Below are 18,923 nucleotides of genomic sequence, written 5' to 3' on the forward strand. Positions count from 1 at the left end.
GACTTAACTCTTACAAACCACTGACATTAGAAGCCAAGCCTAATACTACTATTTATCCCGAATAGACAACCTTTTGTCCTTTCTGATGATTAATAGATTGGCTCATATTGTTACATTCATTCTGAATAGACTTCGCGAGTTTCTCCTCAGGAAACTCGCTTTTTTTTACCTAAAATTCCGCTAATTAAGCCTTGATCATTTTTCCGGACTAATGAGGCAAACCTTGATCATGCTTCTTAGGTTCATTCCAATGTAATGAACGCATCAACGCAACATGTGATTCGATTAAGCTATGGGCTTGTTCCTGCCACTTGTTTTGATCACACTGCTGATTACAAAACTCTAACGCCACAACGGTGAGATGCTGAAGTCGTCTCAAACACCAATCTTTGATCAGAATATCAGTCGAGACTTGGCATGCTGCTTGTTCAAGCTTTGCACTCGTATAAAGCAAGGTTTGATATGCTTTCTGAGGGTCTTGGTACCTTGCATGTTGAAACACGCGTAAACATCCATCCAACCAGCAAGCAATCGCTTTACTTTGAAGATCACTCAATTCGGGTCCAAACACGTCATCAGGCACCTGATATAAGATCGTTTCCAATTTTTCTACTTGATCATGTTTCCGCTGTTCGTACCACATGGCGATTTGATCTTGCCAAGTACTCAAATCCATTACGCTGCCTCAGTCCATTGTTTTACATAGTGATTTGGCCCTATTTGATCAAATTCGTCGACAATTATGCTGCTACGTTGACGAATTTCATCGGCATCTATCGAATAGTTTGGCTCATTTTTCACTAAGTTACCAAAAGGTAAGTCAGGATCAGGAACGGCAGAAATCAACAGCTTAGTATAAGGATGCTGCGGATTCTTAAGTATTGAATGAGTGTCGCCCCATTCAACGATTTGCCCTTTGTACATTACTGCGGTTTCTTCCGCGATGTAGTGCGCAGTCGCCAGATCATGAGTGATGTATAAAAAACCAATTCCCAGTTCTTGCTTCATCCGTTGCATTAAATTTAACACTCCCAAGCGAATAGAAACATCCAGCATAGACGTAGGCTCATCCGCAAGAATGATTTGCGAACCTACCGCTAAAGCCCTTGCTAAGTTTACTCGCTGACGTTGCCCACCACTGAGTTCGTGAGGGAACTTATTCAGTGTCTCTTCAGGTAGTTCCACCAGCTTTAGGAGCTCTTCCAAGCGGGCTGGGATGTCGCGCTCGTTTTTGACTTGTTTATGAATTTTTAAAGGACGTGTTAGGTGATGGCGAATGGTATGAGTTGGATTGAGAGAGCCAAACGGATCTTGAAACACCATTTGTACTTTACTGCGATATTCTTGTAGAGCCGATTGTGACGTGATCTCATTTATGTCAGTGCCATTGAAAAGGATCTCGCCTTCCGTTGCAGGATAGACTTTGGTTATTAAGCGAGCGCAAGTACTCTTACCGCAGCCTGATTCTCCAACCAAAGCCAAGGTTTTTCCTTCGTACAGATCAAAAGTCACTCCTTGAAGCGCACGAAAGGTTTCCTCTGTCGCTAAACCACCGCCCACTTTGAATTCTTTAATCACATTTTTCATTTGGATGATAGGCTGGCTCATGGTTACGCTCCTTGTAACTCTGGTTGTTTGTGGACGTCATGGATGTTTGGGAAAGAAGCCCATAGCTTTTGCGTGTAAGGGTGTTGAGGATGATTGCGTATATCGTATGCTCGATTGACTTCGACGATTTCTCCGTGACGCATGATTGCAATTCGATCACATAGTTGGCTCATGAGTGCCAGGTCATGAGTGATAAAGAGGACTGAAAAACCGAACTCATCTCTAAGCTGATAAATTTGCTGTAAAATTTCTCTCTGTACCACTACATCTAATGCTGTTGTGGGTTCATCCATAATGATCAGTTTTGGATTTAGAGACAAAGCAATGGCTATCACCAACCGCTGACGCATTCCTCCTGAAAATTGATGAGGATATTCTGCTAAGCGTTCTCGAGGAATATTGACCAAGTCCAACAACTTTTCTGCTCTATCTTTTGCTTGAGCGTTAGTGAGGCCTTGATGGTGTCGTAACACATCTGCAAATTGCTCTTGTATCGTTAAGACAGGGTTGAGTGAGTTCATCGCGCTCTGGAACACCATGGCGATTTCACTCCACCTTAGAGCGGTCAGTTCAGAGTCTGAGATACTAAGGATATCTTTGCCATCAAACCATATTTTACCGCCAGAAATGAACGCTGGCGGCTTATGAAGACGATTTATTGAGAATGCGATTGTGCTTTTACCACATCCAGATTCACCGGCAAGACCAAATACTTCGCCTTTGCCGATATCAAAGCTGACGGACTTTACCGCATTAAAATCACCATTATCAGTGATGTAATCGACGCACAAATCTCGGATCTGGATGACCGGGTCATTGTGGTATGCATGACTTAAGTTAATACCATCCATATAAACACCTTACCAATCTAAAAGATAATTATTATCATTATCAGGTGTGGCGGTTTTTAGAAAGTATCAAACTATGAATCAGTGAAGTGACTCGAAAGTTAGGTGAAACAGGAAGTGGTGTAATGCGTCGTTGATAAAACTAAAGAAGAGCAGAATTGAGAGCTAGATCAGCACACTTTTCGTAGGGGGAATTACTCAAATTTAATCGTAAATTTGTCCCTTGGCAAAACTTAAATGATGAATCTATTAAGGAGTTAGCGAAAGGGCGGGAGGGGTCACATTTCCCTACAGTTTTTCTTACCACCTTGTTCCGGTTTTGCTATAGATTACGCATCGAAAACATGGTGTGTTCGGAGGAAATATGTCCATTAATTCTATCGACCATGACGAGATGACCAACATCGCTCACAAATGGGAATTACCTGATGAGGAAACCGTTGTGAAGCCAGAGAAAACAGTGAAATCAGCAGAAGCCAGAAGACGCATTGAAGCGTTACGTGAGATCCGTGAAAGTGGGTTGACCATTGAAGAAGCAAGGGAGCTTGGCTTGATACACTGATCGCCTCAGGTTGGTTTAGCAACCCATAGGGTAGTCGACGGACTGCCCTTTTTATTTTTTCACTCTATTACTCTCTTATTCAAACTCTCCATTTATCTGTCTTGCGCCTCAAAAGCACGAGTTTCACACTCACGTCCCGTCCCGAAGAAGTTTGACAATCTGACCTTGTGTTACTAGATATATCAGTAGCGATATGCTTTTTGTTGATTATCGCAACCACAAAGCAAGGAGCGCAAGTATGGTTGATCAAATCCTTTTTTATGAGCCCGATGAGCCCCACGGTTTTCTCTCAAATTTTTGCCATGCCCCAGTCAATATCTCCTCCCAAACTTGGCCCACCAGCGAACATTATTACCAAGCCCAAAAGTTTCTCGATGCTCAGTTGCAAAGTAAAATTCAGCACGCAAGCACCCCTGACGAAGCGTTTGCTTTAAGCCGCAAATACGAACACTTTGTCAGAAGCGATTGGGACGATATAAAGTTGGCTGTTATGGCTTTCATCGTTAGGGAAAAGTTTCTACAAAATCCACCATTAGCGCAGCAATTAATGAGAACGGGTAACGCTTGCCTAACAGAGCATTCTCATAAAGATGCCTTTTGGGGAGACGGGGGAGATGGTAAAGGAGAAAATCATCTAGGAGAGATTCTGATGAATGTGCGGGCAGAGCTGAGACATGTTGAGCCTTACAATCTCGTGAAGTTTATCGATAAAGCCAAATTGCCCACCCAGTGGGGCACATTTATGATGTACGGCTTTATTGAAGCCGCGACAAATAAAGAGCATCTTGCTCTGGTCTATGGTGAGCCAACAAAAAGTGCAGCTCCACTTATTCGGTTGCATTCGGAGTGTCTTACCGGAGATGCTCTATTTAGCACGCGTTGTGACTGTGGTTTTCAGCTTAATAGAGCGCTACAAAACATCGTCAAAGAGGGATGTGGCGTGCTGCTTTATTTACGTCAAGAAGGGCGTGGAATCGGCTTGATTAATAAAATTCGTGCCTATCACTTACAAGATGATGGCGCAGATACCGTGGAAGCAAATGAGCGTTTAGGTTTTGCCGCTGATATGCGTGATTACGCGTTCTGTAAAGGAATGCTAGAGCATTTGGGGATTGACGCTGTGCGTCTAATGACGAATAACCCACGCAAGCTCGCCGCCTTAAAAGCGGTTGATATTAACGTCATTGAACGAGTGCCATTACAAGAAGGGAATAACCCAAGTAATCAACATTACCTGCAAACCAAGGCGAGTAAATTGGGGCACATGTTTGATCCTAAGTTTGTTAACCACATTAAGTAAGTGCTACAGATTTCCCAGAAACAAAAACGCCAACGTATCATCGTTGGCGTTTTTGTTAATGAGTTGATTCATTGATACTTTTGAATGATTTCATCAATTTCCCCTGAGGTTTTTAATTCAACGAGTCGTGTATTGATGTAATTTTGAGTTTCTGGTTGCATTTGAGGTGAAAAAGCCAGGTAGATTGAGTAGTCAGGAATAACCGAGCTGAAAGGCTGTATCTGAAAATTCTCTAACGGCAATTTGAGTCGCTTTAAGTTGTAAAGGACTCGGGATTCCATCTCGACAAAAGCTGTATCTCCAGGGGTTCGGCTTATCACTCGGTATGCGGCGTTGTAGTCTTTCACACGCATTTCATTGACACTGCCATTTTCAAAGAACGGTGTTAAATTTGGATAATCAAACCCCAGCAGTAATACAATAGAACGACCATGCATCGTATCCATATTTTTGAATTCTAAAGGCTTCTCGCTACTCGACACCAGTACATGTTTTACAGTGTAAATGGGCTCCTCAGATAAATTTTCCGATTGCACCTTGCCCCAGTTCGGGCTGCCATAAGTTAACCAGTTTGGCTCAGCGCCTTCTTCCAATATGGAAATCATACGTTTAAATGGATAAGTATGATAATTCACTTGGTAATCCGACTCCGCGAAGATAGCGCTGACGATATCGGTCACAATTCCGGAGTGCATTTGTCCCTGTTGTTCAATTTGAAATGGTCGAGCTTGTTCAGCAATGACGTAATAGTTCACTTGATTTGCGGTCACATGAGAACTTACAACAATTAAGCTAAAAGCCAATCTAAGTAGAAGTCTTTTCATCGTATCCTCGATTATTATTTGTGCGTAGCTATATTTAGAGTAGCGCAAGTTTATCGGAGCGGTTTCATATGGATGAAAAAGAGCGATCTCAACGTCGTTTTAGTATCGGCAACCAACTTATGTTGGCGGTATTAACGTTGAGTTTAATCTTTACGGTCATCATTTCTACAGTGAGCTTATATCGAGTTTTTCACGAAGATTTAGCCCATTTAGATGTTGAATTAAAGCAGGTTGAGTCTAGCTATTTATCGAGTTTTTCTGCGAGTTTGTGGGTAGAGGATAGGGAGCTGTTGCTGACACAAGCTCAAGGTGCAATGCGTATGCCCTCGGTGGACTACTTACGTATTGCTAGTGAAGACGAAGTTATCATTGAATTAGGTTCGGCGCTTTCTGAGGATGTTGTCGAGAGAAGCTGGCCGATGCAGTATCGGGTCGGCGATAAAACGTATGATCTCGCGATATTAACGGTTCAATCGGATCTTAGCGCGATATATGAAGATCTTTGGCAGCAGTTCTTTTTTCTACTTACGACAGAAGCGATCAAAATTCTTGTCCTCATCATTGGTGTTCTTTGGGTGGCGTTTCGCTTGTTGGTCAATCCGTTACAATTGCTGTCTGGTGCGGTGAGCGATTTTCGTGGCGGTACAGTGCCGAGTAAAGTGACTCTCCCTAAACGATGGTGCTTTGATGAAGTGAGTGTTTTGGCAGAGAAATACAACCGAAGTGTTGAGAAAGTGAAAGAGCACCAGACTGAGTTAGAGGCTGAACGCGATAGGGCAGAAGTCGCTAATCGTAAGAAAAGTGAGTTTCTTGCCACTATGAGTCATGAGATCCGCACACCGATGAATGGCATTATTGGTGTGTCGTCGTTGCTCAATGACACCGACCTCGATCCCCAGCAAAAAGAGTTTGTAGAGATCATTGACAGTTCTTCTCACTCACTAATGACGATCATCGACGACATTTTGGACTTCTCTAAAGTTGAAGCTGGCAAAGTAGAGCTAGAATACACGAGCTATGATCTTCGCGAGCTACTTGACGATGTCATCAGTTTACATAGTGTCAAAGCCAAGCAGAAAAACTTACAGCTGCTCAGCGATATTGATCCTCACTTGCCAACGGAAGTGCAAGGTGATGCCACACGATTGAAACAAGTTCTGAACAATTTGTTGAGCAACGCGATTAAATTTACCGAGCGCGGCCATGTGAAGCTTCTTGTAGCGTTATCTCGACTTGATGGAGAGACCGCTCATATCCGGTTTCGAGTTGTGGATTCTGGTATTGGTATTGCGAAAGAGCACCAACAAGCAATCTTCGAACGCTTCCAACAAGCTGATGGTAGTACCACCAGAAAGTATGGTGGGACAGGGCTTGGTTTGGCGATAGCTGCACAGTTGGTTAACTTGATGGGAGGGGAAATACAACTAACAAGTGAGCTTGGGCTGGGAAGCTGTTTTGAATTTTCGATTCCTGTTGCTGTAATAAATGCGCAATCGACCTATACCGACCAACTTAATGTATTAGATTTCCGGAAAGCGGAAGACAACGAAATCAGCCCTCAAGATAATGATAAACCTTGGGTATTGGTTGTTGAAGATACCATCGTCAATCAGAAGGTAGTTCGCATCATGTTAGAAAAACTGGGTGTGCGAGTGAGTGTCGCCAACCATGGCGAAGAAGCATTGCAGCTGTGTGATCAGCAGCCTTTCGATTTGATTTTTATGGACTGCCAAATGCCTGTGATGGATGGGTTTATTGCTACGGAGCGAATTCGAAAAATGGGAGAGTGGGGGAAACACGTTCCAATTATTGCGCTAAGTGCCAATGTCATTAAAGAGGATCAGCAACATTGCTTCGATGTCGGGATGAACGAGTTCGTGGCTAAACCCGTTACCAAGACTCGATTACAACAAATATTCGAACAGCATTTACCAAAAGCACTGAAAATCAGCGCTGTGCCTAAATAGTTAACTTGAAATCGATCAAGTTAAGTGCGTTTCTATTCTGTAATTGTAACTCTGTGTGATATAGTGCCCGGCTAGTATTTAAAGTACCTTGAGGCTGTGAATGTCGTTTAATCTATCCCTATTGCCGCCTGACGAAAAAAACAAAATCGAACTGGATAAGCAGGCGTCGTTTTTGGTTTGGAAGCTCAGAGAGGCCAAATCTGGTCCTGAAGCAATAGAAGAACAGTTGTCCAAGATTAACGATGCTGATGAAAAGGCGTTTTTCCAGCAATCGGTCGAAAAGTACAAACGAGTAATGGGTGTCGCTTAACGCGAACCGTGGCAATGGTTCAATCCAATGTGACGAATGAGGTAACCTCCCTATTCCTTTGCTAAGCGAAATTGAAAAGGTTTCGCTTTTTGCTAAAATCCTTCGCATTAAATTTGAATTTAGAGAGACATCCCGATGGGAAGAAGTTTTGAAGTGCGCAAAGCCTCTATGGCGAAAACTGCAGGCGCGAAAATTAAAGTTTATTCCAAATACGGTAAAGAAATTTACATGTGCGCGAAAAACGGTGGTGGTGATCCAGACATGAACTTGTCTTTGAAACACCTGATCGCAAAAGCGAAAAAAGACCAAGTTCCTGCGCACGTTATCGATAAAGCGATCGACAAAGCGAACGGTGGCGGTGGTGAAGACTACACTCCTGCACGTTACGAAGGCTTCGGCCCTGGCGGTACTAGCGTTATCGTTGACTGTCTAACAGACAACGGCAACCGTACTTTCCAAGATGTACGCCAATGCTTTGTGAAAGTCGGTGCGAAAATTGGTGTTGAGGGCTCGGTTTCTCACATGTTCGACCACCAAGCGGTATTCCAGTTCAAAGGCGACGATGATGAAATCATCCTAGAAACGCTAATGATGGAAGACGTAGACGTTACTGACGTTGAGCTAGAAGATGGTGTTATCACTGTATTCGCACCTCACACTGAATTCTTCAAAACAAAAACTGCGCTTAACGGTGCATTCCCAGATCTAACGATCGATGTTGAAGAAATCACATTCGTTCCGCAAACTCATACGCCTGTTTCGGGTGAAGATGCTGAGAAGTTCCAGAAATTCCTAGATCTTCTAGATGACTGTGATGATGTTCAGCAGGTTTACCACAACGCAGAGCTGTAATTAATTCGCTCATATCGTAGTAAAAAGGCTTCCTTAGGGAAGCCTTTTTTGATCGCTTTTTCTCAAGCAGAGCTATGCGTTACGATATTTGGAATAACACAGCGACATGATTGCACCAAAACAGATACCTTGAGTTAGCATCGCCGTGCCGCCATAGCTAAAGAAGGGAAGTGGGCTACCCATTACTGGCAACAAGCCACTCACCATGCCCGTATTGATAAAAGCATACAGAAAAAAGCTCATCGCTAATGCGCCACTTACCAGCCGACTAAAAAAGTGGTCAGACTGACATGCAAGCAACATAACGCGTGCAGTAATAAACAAGTACAATGCGAGTAAGACTAAACTGCCAACAAAGCCCCATTCTTCCGCATAGGTCGAAAAAATAAAGTCCGTATGACTTTCTGGAATAAACCCAAGTGTTCCCTGCGTTGCATTCATCCAACCTTTACCTTTCATACCGCCTGAGCCAATCGCAATCAAAGATTGTATGATTTGGTAGCCCGAACCCAGTGGATCGGACTCAGGGTGCAAGAACTGTGTTACACGGCTCTTTTGATAGGTTTCCATAACGAAGAACCATAAAATAGGTGCTAACGTTAAAATGCTCGCAATAAACCCGCAGATTATTTTCCAGCTCATGCCAGCCAAAAACAAAACGAACAATGCATAAATGATGGTAAAAACTGCACCGTCTAAATCCGGTTGTAGCGCGATTAACCCGGCAGGAATCATTGTAATAAGTAAGCAAAACGCAATTTTCCGACTGTCTGGTCGACCTCCTTCAATATGCAGCATCCAGGCGATCATGATTGGAATGGAAAGTTTGATTAGCTCAGACGGTTGAAAGCGGAAGAAGCCGATATCGAGCCAACGTTGAGAGCCATTGGTGCTATCACCAAATAAAGCGACAGCAAGTAGCAGCGCAACCGCAATAATGTAGAGATATGGAGCTGAGCGTTGATAGCTGGACGCTGGAATCGAGGACATGACCAAGATACAAACTAATGTCAGTCCGCAGCGCGCCAAATGTTTGAAGAGCATCGCCTCATTAAAGCTACTGGCACTCCAGAGAGTGAGCGAACTTAACAGCATGATCGGAATGATCGCCATGAGTAGTGGCAAATCAACTCTTGGGAAATAACGCTTATTCATTTTCAACGACCTAATAACGCACCTATTTTGAGTGCGAAAACAACTAAAACTCGAAGAGTTCAAACTATTCCGATGCTAAGAATCTCGATTTGGAAACAACAGACACCATGCAAAGGTGTGTAAGAAAGGAGAGTGCGACACTGTCTGTTATGGGTAGCTGTGGGATGGATAAATACACTAGCCTCAGATTTTAAGCCAGTGTTTTTATTGTGACTGCCGTAAAAATGTAGAGTTACGAATGAGCGGAATTGTATTTTCTGTTTAAGTGAATGTCATTCATCCTCTCTCAATACCATTCACTCCGCATAACTGCCATTGGTCGCATGTAAAAGCAGCGTGCGATCTTCTCCCTTAATCTGAAACCATCAAATCACGTTCAACTAAGGACAGTACATGATGGTTTCTCAATCTCGCTCAATCAAAGCTCTTAAACTGGCAAGTACGTTTATCGCCGCATTTGCACTCAGCAGCAATCTGGCTCTGGCTAACCCAAGCGAGCGCACACTCAGTCAATTCAACCAAGCGGCGCAGGGTGACTCTGGTTTAGTTGATACCGTTTACGGCGAATTATCCAAACAACTCGAAGAGCAAGGCGCAACGCCAGTGACCTTGGTGTATTTAGGCAGTGCAGAGACGTTGCAAGGTCGTGAGGCGTTTATGCCTTGGAACAAGATGAAGTTCACCGAGCGCGGTCTTGCCACAATCCAAAAAGGTTTGGATCTAATGGCGAATCAGCCAGTACCACTGCAAGAACAACAGCGCTTACAAGGCTTGCCGGAATATCAATTAGCCACCGCCATGGCAGCCACTACCTTTACTTCTCTGCCAGATATGTTCAATCACTTTGAGCGTGGCTACGAGCTGTACCTTTCTCTGCTCGATGAACCGAGTTTTAGCCAACAACCTTTCGCGGCTACTTCGTGGATTTATCGCTACGCCATTGAAGCGGCACTGCGCGCTGAAGATGTTCAACAAGCCAAAATATGGTTAGCGCAAATGGAGAAGTTGGGCGACAGCAATCTAGAAACGCAAACCGCGAAAGCGTTGCTAGCGAAATATTAGGGAGGCGTCATGATTGTTTTTAATCAACTTAGCCGCGATTACGCCCTTGGCAGCCAAACGGTGCGTGCATTACGAGACGTTTCTGGTGAAGTGTTTTCCGGCGAAATGGTGGCATTGTGCGGACCGTCTGGCTCAGGCAAAAGCACCTTACTTAACGTGCTTGGCATGCTGGATACTCAATACCAAGGTCAGGTGACATTTGCAGGCAGCCCATACCCAACCGGACAAATGCAGGCGGCGAAAATGCGTCGTGAAAAGCTTGGTTTTGTATTTCAAAAATTCAATCTTGTCCCCGTGATGACGGCGTTGGAGAACGTGGCGTATCCGTTACACCTCAACGGTTTTTCAAAAGCAGAACAAACCGAGCTCGCTACACAAATGCTAGAACACGTTGGCTTGGGTGAGTTTATTCATCACATGCCCGATAGCCTATCTGGCGGTCAGCAGCAACGCGTGGCAATTGCTCGTGCGTTAGTGCACAAACCAGCGTTGGTGATTGCTGATGAGCCAACAGCAAGTCTTGATAGCCAAACTGCCAACAAGGTCATCGACATTATGAAAGGGCTTGGACACGAGCTAGGCACCACTTTTATCGTCGCCACTCACGACCCTCGCATGGCATCCCGCTGCGATCGAACCATTGAATTGGTGGATGGCAAAATTACCCAAACGCACGCAAGTGTGGAGGAGGTTTCATGGGCAAGCTAATTCCTGTTTCGGTTCGCCTTGCTTGGTTGAATCTGCAACGCAATCGCCGTCGCAGTTTATTGTCGATGCTGATCATTGCCATTGCCGTGTTTGCGTTAACCAGTGCGGGCGGTTTTGGTCTGTACACCTATGACAGTTTGAAAGAGTCGACAGCGCGTGACACGGGGCACCTGACGTTAACCACACCGGGTTACTTTGCCAAAGAAGAAGAGATGCCGCTGAGTAACGGTTTAACTCATGCGGACGACATCACCAAGCAATTGATTGGATTGAATGAAGTGCGAGGCGTGCAGCCGCGAGTTGAATTCAGCGGTTTAATTTCCAACGGCAACAAGTCATCGATCTTTATCGGCATTGGTGTTAACGAGCGCGAATTCGATATGAAAGGGCCGTTTTTAGACGTGCGTGAAGGGCAGACGCTGTCCAACATTCATGCATCGCGTTATGACCCTACAGAGCCAGAAGTGATGCTCGGCGTTGATTTAGCGAACAACCTAAGCGTGCACGTTGGCGATTGGATTACCTTACTGGCGACCACAACCGATGGTGCATTGAACGCGTATGACTTCAAAGTTCGTGGTATCTATTCAACTGGCGTGCCTGAGCTTGATAAACGCCAACTGTACGTGCATATCAACAGCGCGCAATCGCTGCTCGGTTCAGACAAAGTCAGTGCGTTATCTGTCTTCCTGTTCGACACCAGTTTAACTAACCAAGTCGAGCAACAAGTGGCTTCGGTTCTGAGTAAGCAAAAGCAGAACTTTGGCGACCAAGATATTGAGATTACGCCTTGGCAAGAGCGCGCGTTCTTCTATCTCAAAGTGAAAGATTTGTACGACCGCATCTTCGGCATCATGGGCGCAGTAATGGCGTTGGTGGTCTTTGTCGCGCTGTTTAACACCATGACCATGTCGGTCACCGAGCGCACCCGTGAAATTGGTACCTTGTCAGCACTTGGTAGTTACCCTCGCGAAATCATTGCTGGGTTCTTGCGCGAAGCAGGGTTACTTGCGGTGATTGGCAGCTTAATCGGCGCTTTGTTTACAGGGTTAGTTACCGTCTTACTGATGGTCGTGGATGTGCAAATGCCGCCACCGCCAGGACGTACAGAAGGGTACCCATTAACGATTTACTTTTCTTGGGAGCTGGTGGCTGTCGCTGGATTCGCAGTATTAATGATTTGTTTGGTTGCGGCATTTTTCTCGGCACGCAAAGGGGTGAACAAGCCAATTACGGAGGCACTGATTTATGTTTAATTTCAAATCACTATTACCAATTGCACTGCTGACGGTAAGCGGCATGGCAAGCATGAATGCCAGTGCGAATGAAACAGCGCTAGATGCACAGCAAGTCGCGCAATTGATTGAAAAAGCGGATAGCTACCGCTTGCAAGATGATTCCTCCAAAGTGGTGTCTCTGGTGCGCTTATATCAAGACCAAGAATTAGATAAAACCCGCCTTTACCACGTGTACACGCGTCCAAACCGTGAATCGTTGGTGGTGTTTAAATCGGCAGTCGAAGCTGGGCAAAAGATGCTGATGATGGGCGACAACTACTGGCTGCAAATGCCAAAGAGCCGCCGCCCGATTCGCATTACGCCAATGCAAAAGCTGCTTGGTGAAGCGTCTATCGGCGATATTTCAACCCTGACGTGGAGCCAAGATTATCAAGGTGAATGGAAAGCGACAGAAACCGTTTCGGTGAACGGAGAGAGTGTTGCGGCTTATCACCTTGCCTTAACCGCGAAAACCAAAGGGGCGAGTTATCAGAAGATCGATTTATGGTTGTCTGAGCAAGATGCGTTTCCAATCAAAGCCGATCTTTACTTGCGCTCTGGCAAACTCGCCAAGCAAGCGCAATACGGACGTGCAACCGACAACGGTGAAGACTACGTCAGTGAGATGACCTTGCTTGATAGCATTCAGCCGAGCAAAAAAACCGTTATCGAGTACCAAGAAATCGTGCCTTGGCAACTGGATAACAAGTTCTACAACCCAAGCTATTTGCCTAAAGCCAATACGACTCAGCTTTAGCCTGAACTCCGTAAATAGATTGATGAAAACGAGCAAGGAAGTCACATGAAACCGCACCAGCCTAACCTTAACAAAAGCACCAGTTTGTTGATTGCTGCGTCGTTGTGTGTGGGCACAGCAGCCCCAGTTTTTGCCAATGATGAGCTGAGTTTTGAGTGGGATTGGGCTGTCAGCTACGAAACTGCCAAGCAGCGTGATAGCGCATTTATGCAAGCGCAGGGCAGTTCTCGTGATTCACTTAATGCACTGTTGGATGTACAGGTGAATTATCACAACTTCAGTGGCTTGTTTGCTCTGTACAGACAAGGTTTGTACCTCAATCAACAAGGAAAGAGTGATTGGTGGAGTGAAGCTGATAACCAACTGCTGATTCGAGAACTTGCTTGGCTAGGGGAGTGGCAAGTCGGTGACACCACACTTGATGTGAGCTTAGGTAAGTTGCGCATTGATTGGGGCGTGGGTTATGGCTACCGACCTTTGGATCTGTTTAAGCCTTATCGACAAAATCCTGTTGGCTTAGTAGCAGAAGAAGGTGCGGGTGTGTTTTCACTCTCACACTACGATATGGCAGGCGAGTGGACGGTTATTGCAACGGATTCAAGCTGGGGGCAACAAGACCAGAGTGCTCTTGATCAAGCCGCAGAGCAACAAGGTGTTGGTATTCGTCGTTATGCACTGGTGGGTGGCACCGAGTATCAACTTATTGGTTATTACGATGATGTGCGCCGAGGTTTGCTTGGCTCCAGTGCCATTGCCGTGTGGGATGAATCCATCGCCATGCACGGATCAATACTGTGGCAAAAGCAAAGTGTCGGCTATCAGTTTCAGCAGGATGCTCTTTACCAATCCGTTTCAGTTGAGGAGCAGGGAAGCGCATTCCAAGCTTTAGTTGGGGTGAACTGGGCAAACCAAGCCGGACACAACGTGATTGCTGAATATTGGTACGACAGCCGAGCATGGTCGAAAAGCGAATGGCAACAAGCAATAGAGCGTGGCGAATTACTCTCTCAGATCCCTGATCCTAACAACTCTCTGTTGGCTAGCAGCGCTCTACTTGCGACAAGCTACGCCCAAGGGTTTCAGCACGCCAATATCGTTCAGCATAACGTAATGCTGCACTGGAGTTGGGATTTGGAAGCGTGGGCTGCATGGAACGGTAAAGCGGATATGGGCTGGCTAAGTGATGTAACCCCTACGTTGGATGTGATGTTGGCGCCACAAGATGGCGGTGTGATTGTCACGCAGTGGCTTAACTACCAATGGATTGATACTGGCGATCAAAGTGTAGAAGTGGAAGTTGCCGCACGCTTTTTAACCGGAGACGACCAATCTGCTTACGTACAAATCAATGATAAGCATATGATTGTTTTTAACATCAAAGGGAAATTCTAAATGTGTTCAGCAAAATCAGTGGTAAAAAGTGGATGGCCGCGTAGCTTATTAGTGACCACGGCATTTTGTCTCTTTATCGCAGCAATGACGCTCTCGGTTTGGGGCGGTCCATTTTACATTCATGTGGCGGTTAGCTTTGGATTTGGCTATTCGGCTATCTTCTTCTCATGGTTGATTGACCGTTTGTTTCCAACCATCCCACGTATGATAGAAGTGGTGTGTTCGCTTGTTGCCTGTTTATTGTTTGGGGTGATTAATGCGCAATTTTGGCTCGGAGAGTATTTTGGTATCTCCGATATGATCCCTGTTGGCTTAATGGGATTACTGTTTAGCGGTATGTGCTTTTTCTATTTCTACTCACGCGAGCAACATGCGATCGCTCAAAGAGAGTTAGAGGCCATCAAACGCGAGAAAGCCGAGCAAGATCGTGCGCTGTTGCTGAGTCAGCTTAAGCAGATGCAAAGCCAGATTGAGCCGCATTTCCTATTCAATACCTTGGCAAATATCAGCGCGCTCATGTCGCAAGATGTCGATAAAGCCAAGCTGATGCTAGAACAGTTAACCGCGCTGCTGCGTGCAACGCTTAAAAGCTCACGCGAAGAGCACACCACCATAGACAATGAAACGGTGTTAATTGAAGCTTACTTGGGTATTCAACAAACTCGTTTGGGTGAACGACTCAGTTACAAGATTGAGGTTGAAGAGGGACTAGGCAGAACCGAGTTACCGCCGATGATGCTACAACCCTTAATCGAAAACGCCATCATCCATGGTATTGAGCCGAAGCGAGAGGGTGGTGAAGTCAGCTTGCTCATCAAGCGCGAACAACAGAACTTGAAGATTGAAGTCAGAGACACGGGTGTTGGCTTGAATCACGTGAGTGGTCACATGGGCTCTGGTGTGGGTCTAAGTAATCTCAAGCAGCGAGTTGAAGCTTTGTTCGCAGGGCAAGGAGAGGTCTCTATCAGTGAGTCTGTTCAGGGTGGCGTTTGTGTTCGCCTAAGTTGGCCAATGGAATCGTAATCAAGGAAGAAAGGAATGAATACAGGGTTTACTGCCATTATTGCTGATGATGAACCGCTATTGAGGCGTCATCTTGATAAAAGCCTAGCTGAAGTGTGGCCAGAGTTAGAGGTGATAGCCAAAGTCGCCGATGGTGAACAAGCGTTGCAAGCCATTGAGCAAAGTCAACCTGACATTGCGTTTCTAGATATTCGTATGCCAGTTTTGGATGGCATGACATTAGCACAAAAGCTCAATCAACTCGCCAATCCACCTTTGATTGTGTTTGTCACCGCGTACGATGATTACGCCATCAAAGCTTTTGAGCAAAATGCTGCCGATTATTTGCTTAAGCCTATCTCGGATGAGCGCCTCCTGACGACGTGTGAAAGAGTGAAAGCACGCCTTGCTAAGCGAGAGCAAGAAAGCAGTAATGTGCAGATGAGCAGCCTGTTAGAACAGTTGCAGCAATTATCCGCTCCACAAACTCCGCAATATCTTCAGTGGATCAAAGCGACGCAAGGGGAAGACATTCATCTGATCGCCACGTCTGATGTGTTGTATTTCAAAGCGGAAGAAAAATACGTTTCTGTGTATGCCCAGCAAGGACAAGGCAAAGTGCAGGAGTATTTGATTCGTACATCGTTGAAAGAGTTGATAGGGCAGCTTAACCCAGAACAGTTCTGGCAAGTGCACCGTTCAAGCGTGGTGCAAGTGTGCAAAATTAGCAAAGTAAACAAAGACTTTGCAGGCAGAATGTTTGTTCACGTTGGAGAAACTAAGCTTCCTGTGAGCCGTGCATCTCAAAGTTTGTTCAAAGGGATGTAATCGCTAGAACTGCTCACTCTTTACACTGTAAACTAGCTGCTCATTTTTTCAGCAACAAAAACAAAAAGCGCCTAAGTCATCAGACGTTAGGCGCTTTCTTCGTTTTGTAGCGACGATTTCTCTGCAGAGGTGAATGGGCTTATTCGCTGATCGTCACTTTCTCGATAATGATTGGATCGCATGGCACATCATCGTGACCAAGTTTAGAGGTCGTTTTCACTTTCGCGATGCGATTTACGACATCCATACCCGCGGTCACTTTACCAAACACGGCGTAGCCCCAGCCTAGGTTGGTGGTTGCGGTGTGGTCTAGGAAATCATTGTCTTCTAAGTTAATGAAGAATTGTGCCGTTGCAGAGTGCGGTGCATCGGTTCGTGCCATTGCGATAGTGCCAACAAGGTTCTTAAGACCACGGTTTGCTTCGTTCGCGATTGGTGCGCGCGTTGGCTTTTCTGCCATGTCTTCGGTATGACCGCCACCTTGAATCATAAAGCCGTCGATAACGCGGTGGAAAATGGTGCCGTTGTAGAAGCCATCTTCACAGTATTTTTTGAAGTTCTTTGAGCTAACTGGCGCTCGTTCTAGGTTCAGTTCAATCTCGATATCACCGAAATTGGTGGTCATAATAATCATCTGGTTTTGCCCTTATGGGTGCTAAGTTGGTGGCATTATAGCTAAGACTTCTGAGGATAGCAGAAATAAAAACAGCGACGTTTTGGCGTCGCTGTTTGCATGGTGAATTGGTGAGGAAAGCGTTAAACCGTAAAGCGGCCGACCAAGTCGTACAGCTCGTTAGCTTTGTGGTTTAGGTTGCCACTACCTGCGCGGTTTTGATTCGCAAGGTGTGCCGATTGGCTGCTTTGTTGAGAGATGACTTCGATGCGTTGTGAAATCTCTTGGCCAACTTGGCTTTGCTCTTCGGTTGCTGTTGCGATCAGGGTGTTCATGTCCATGATGTTAGCAATTGCGGCTTGGATTTCTTGCAGTGCGGCAGAGGCAGCTCGAGCTTCCTCAACCGTTGCTTCACCACGCGCTTGGCTTGAGCCCATGGCTTTCACTGCTGCATCCGAGCCAGACTTCAACTGCTCAATCATTTGGTGAATTTCGCCTGTGCTGTCTTGAGTGCGACTTGCCAGTTTACGAACCTCATCGGCAACGACTGCGAAGCCTCGACCTTGTTCGCCTGCACGGGCTGCTTCAATGGCTGCGTTTAGTGCCAATAGGTTGGTTTGCTCGGCAATGTCTTGAATCACTTCTAGCGAAGAAGAAATGTTTTGTACGTCGCTCTCTAAACGAGAAATTACCGTGCTGGCTTCCGACACCTCTAGCGCGAGCGCTTCGACGGAGTTTGCTGCGGAATCAACAATGTGTTTCGCTTGCTGTGAATTTTCATCGGCGTCTTTGGCGGATTGCGCCGCTTGGTTAGCGTTGTTTGAAATCTCGTGCGCCGTTGCCGTCATCTCGGTCATTGCTGCTGCGACTTGTTCGGTCTCTTCACGTTGACCAGAAGCTAATTCATCCACTTGCGATGCACGCTGTGACATCTCGTTGGTCTCTGAAACCACTTCTTGTCCTACGTGGCTAACGCTCTTGATTATGCCTTGTAGGCTTTCAACGAAGATATTGAAGTTACGGCTAAGTTGGGTGAACTCCGGCACGCTTGATTCTTCCATGCGTGCTGTTAAATCTGCATCGCCTTGCGCGAAAGAGTGAATTGAAGCATCAAACTGCTCAATAGGCTTCATGATGCTGCGGTTAACAAACACGGCAAAGACTGCAACTATCGCTGTAATCGAGGCACAAAACAGGGCTATCGCAGTTAGTGTGGTGTTGAGATCTTCGTGTGCGGCTTTTTCCATGTCTGCCACAATGGCGTCGATATCGTCCGTGTAGAAACCCGTTCCTAACATCAAGTCCCATTCAGGAATAAAGACTGAGTAGCTGAGTTTCGGTAGTGCTTCACTCTGACCGAGTTTCGGGAAGTAATAAGTCGTGAACTCACCAGTTTTGGCATTTTTTAGCAAATCCTGAATCAGGTAATTGCCTTTCTTGTCCTGCAAGTTATAGAAGTTTTCCCCGATGCCTTTGGTGTTTTTACCCACTACGACGCGAACGCCTTTTGAATCATAACCAAAGATGTAGCCGGATTGACCAAACTCTAGTTGTTTCAAGATAGGCAGAGCCTCTTCCAGTGGGGCATTTTGTGCGAGTAGCGGTTCGACAGCGGAACGCGCCATTTGTACGTAACTTTTGAGTTCGGCTTTTTTCATCTCCATCATTCGACTTCGAGTTTGCTCAATCTCGTGCTCGTTGTAGGCCGTGGTTTGTACGTAGGTGAACCACATCATGCCTATTGCCATAGTTAGAATTGGAATTATTGAAAGGATATATAGTCGTTTTCTGATCGTCAGATTCATAGAGACGTCCTTCTCTCGGCGCAGCGTTACAAGTGACAAGCTGAATAAGCTTG

Annotated in this window: 19 protein-coding genes; 12 read left to right on the plus strand and 7 right to left on the minus strand. The window is 45.7% G+C overall.

What is annotated here, in order from left to right; translation table 11 throughout:
- Positions 1–208: 208 nt before the first annotated feature.
- Genes R7R24_RS05540 through R7R24_RS05550 form a run of 3 tightly spaced genes read right to left on the minus strand, consistent with a single transcriptional unit; the run spans position 209 to position 2,459 of the window.
- On the minus strand, positions 209–676 hold the full coding sequence (locus tag R7R24_RS05540) for a hypothetical protein (protein WP_005374501.1): 468 nt from the start codon (positions 674–676) through the stop codon (positions 209–211).
- Entirely contained in the window at positions 676–1,608 is a 933-nt protein-coding gene (locus R7R24_RS05545; RefSeq protein WP_054578579.1) for an ATP-binding cassette domain-containing protein, read from the minus strand. Before R7R24_RS05545 ends, R7R24_RS05540 begins: the two co-directional genes overlap by 1 nt.
- A 2-nt stretch (positions 1,609–1,610) precedes the next feature.
- Positions 1,611–2,459, minus strand: a complete 849-nt coding sequence (locus R7R24_RS05550; RefSeq protein ID WP_005374497.1) for an ABC transporter ATP-binding protein — start codon at positions 2,457–2,459, stop codon at positions 1,611–1,613.
- Between the two features lie 361 nt (positions 2,460–2,820).
- Between R7R24_RS05550 and R7R24_RS05555 the strand changes: the two genes are divergently transcribed.
- Both R7R24_RS05555 and ribA read left to right on the plus strand, forming a co-directional pair.
- Positions 2,821–3,018, plus strand: coding sequence for a PA3496 family putative envelope integrity protein (locus R7R24_RS05555; protein ID WP_005374493.1), 198 nt, complete (start codon positions 2,821–2,823; stop codon positions 3,016–3,018).
- Positions 3,019–3,256: 238 nt separating this feature from the next.
- Complete coding sequence (gene ribA, locus R7R24_RS05560; RefSeq protein ID WP_005374492.1) at positions 3,257–4,318, plus strand: GTP cyclohydrolase II; 1,062 nt, start codon at positions 3,257–3,259, stop codon at positions 4,316–4,318.
- Positions 4,319–4,386: 68 nt separating this feature from the next.
- Here ribA and R7R24_RS05565 read toward each other — a convergent pair whose 3' ends face one another.
- A complete protein-coding gene (locus R7R24_RS05565; protein ID WP_064369544.1) occupies positions 4,387–5,142 on the minus strand; it encodes a substrate-binding periplasmic protein in 756 nt (251 codons plus the stop codon).
- A gap of 68 nt (positions 5,143–5,210) precedes the next feature.
- On the opposite strand from R7R24_RS05565, the gene R7R24_RS05570 reads away from it, so the two are divergent.
- The 3 genes from R7R24_RS05570 (at position 5,211) to R7R24_RS05580 (ending at position 8,271) form a co-directional block, all read left to right on the plus strand.
- On the plus strand, positions 5,211–7,109 hold the full coding sequence (locus R7R24_RS05570; RefSeq protein ID WP_042522309.1) for an ATP-binding protein: 1,899 nt from the start codon (positions 5,211–5,213) through the stop codon (positions 7,107–7,109).
- 100 nt (positions 7,110–7,209) lie between these two features.
- The gene (locus R7R24_RS05575) at positions 7,210–7,419 is read left to right on the plus strand and encodes a DUF3283 family protein (RefSeq protein WP_005374484.1); all 210 of its coding nucleotides are present in this window, start codon (positions 7,210–7,212) and stop codon (positions 7,417–7,419) included.
- Between the two features lie 135 nt (positions 7,420–7,554).
- A complete protein-coding gene (locus R7R24_RS05580; RefSeq protein WP_005374482.1) occupies positions 7,555–8,271 on the plus strand; it encodes a YebC/PmpR family DNA-binding transcriptional regulator in 717 nt (238 codons plus the stop codon).
- A gap of 72 nt (positions 8,272–8,343) precedes the next feature.
- Here the strand turns inward: R7R24_RS05580 and rodA are convergent, their stop codons facing one another.
- Positions 8,344–9,426, minus strand: coding sequence for a rod shape-determining protein RodA (gene rodA / locus R7R24_RS05585; protein WP_137282927.1), 1,083 nt, complete (start codon positions 9,424–9,426; stop codon positions 8,344–8,346).
- Between the two features lie 393 nt (positions 9,427–9,819).
- On the opposite strand from rodA, the gene R7R24_RS05590 reads away from it, so the two are divergent.
- The 7 genes from R7R24_RS05590 to R7R24_RS05620 are packed head-to-tail and all read left to right on the plus strand — an operon-like array spanning position 9,820 to position 16,452.
- Complete coding sequence (locus R7R24_RS05590; RefSeq protein ID WP_132936203.1) at positions 9,820–10,488, plus strand: hypothetical protein; 669 nt, start codon at positions 9,820–9,822, stop codon at positions 10,486–10,488.
- A gap of 9 nt (positions 10,489–10,497) precedes the next feature.
- Positions 10,498–11,196 (plus strand): ABC transporter ATP-binding protein, encoded by a 699-nt coding sequence (locus R7R24_RS05595; RefSeq protein ID WP_115386886.1) that lies wholly within the window; start codon positions 10,498–10,500, stop codon positions 11,194–11,196.
- Positions 11,184–12,452, plus strand: a complete 1,269-nt coding sequence (locus R7R24_RS05600; RefSeq protein WP_206946697.1) for an ABC transporter permease — start codon at positions 11,184–11,186, stop codon at positions 12,450–12,452. Before R7R24_RS05595 ends, R7R24_RS05600 begins: the two co-directional genes overlap by 13 nt.
- Complete coding sequence (locus R7R24_RS05605) at positions 12,445–13,230, plus strand: outer membrane lipoprotein-sorting protein (RefSeq protein WP_085342431.1); 786 nt, start codon at positions 12,445–12,447, stop codon at positions 13,228–13,230. The genes R7R24_RS05600 and R7R24_RS05605 overlap by 8 nt, the downstream gene beginning before the upstream one ends.
- Before the next feature lie 45 nt (positions 13,231–13,275).
- On the plus strand, positions 13,276–14,622 hold the full coding sequence (locus R7R24_RS05610; RefSeq protein WP_206946699.1) for a hypothetical protein: 1,347 nt from the start codon (positions 13,276–13,278) through the stop codon (positions 14,620–14,622).
- Positions 14,623–15,645 carry a sensor histidine kinase gene (locus R7R24_RS05615; protein WP_206946701.1) on the plus strand — a complete coding sequence of 341 codons (1,023 nt, stop codon included), beginning with the start codon at positions 14,623–14,625 and terminating at the stop codon, positions 15,643–15,645. It begins immediately after the preceding gene.
- A 15-nt stretch (positions 15,646–15,660) separates the two neighbouring features.
- Entirely contained in the window at positions 15,661–16,452 is a 792-nt protein-coding gene (locus R7R24_RS05620) for a LytR/AlgR family response regulator transcription factor (RefSeq protein ID WP_053303980.1), read from the plus strand.
- A 139-nt stretch (positions 16,453–16,591) separates the two neighbouring features.
- Here R7R24_RS05620 and R7R24_RS05625 read toward each other — a convergent pair whose 3' ends face one another.
- A complete protein-coding gene (locus tag R7R24_RS05625) occupies positions 16,592–17,086 on the minus strand; it encodes a peptidylprolyl isomerase (RefSeq protein ID WP_020195057.1) in 495 nt (164 codons plus the stop codon).
- Positions 17,087–17,208: 122 nt separating this feature from the next.
- Complete coding sequence (locus tag R7R24_RS05630; protein WP_171342397.1) at positions 17,209–18,870, minus strand: methyl-accepting chemotaxis protein; 1,662 nt, start codon at positions 18,868–18,870, stop codon at positions 17,209–17,211.
- Positions 18,871–18,923: the final 53 nt, after the last annotated feature.

Source organism: Vibrio sp. 704, assembly GCF_033339295.1.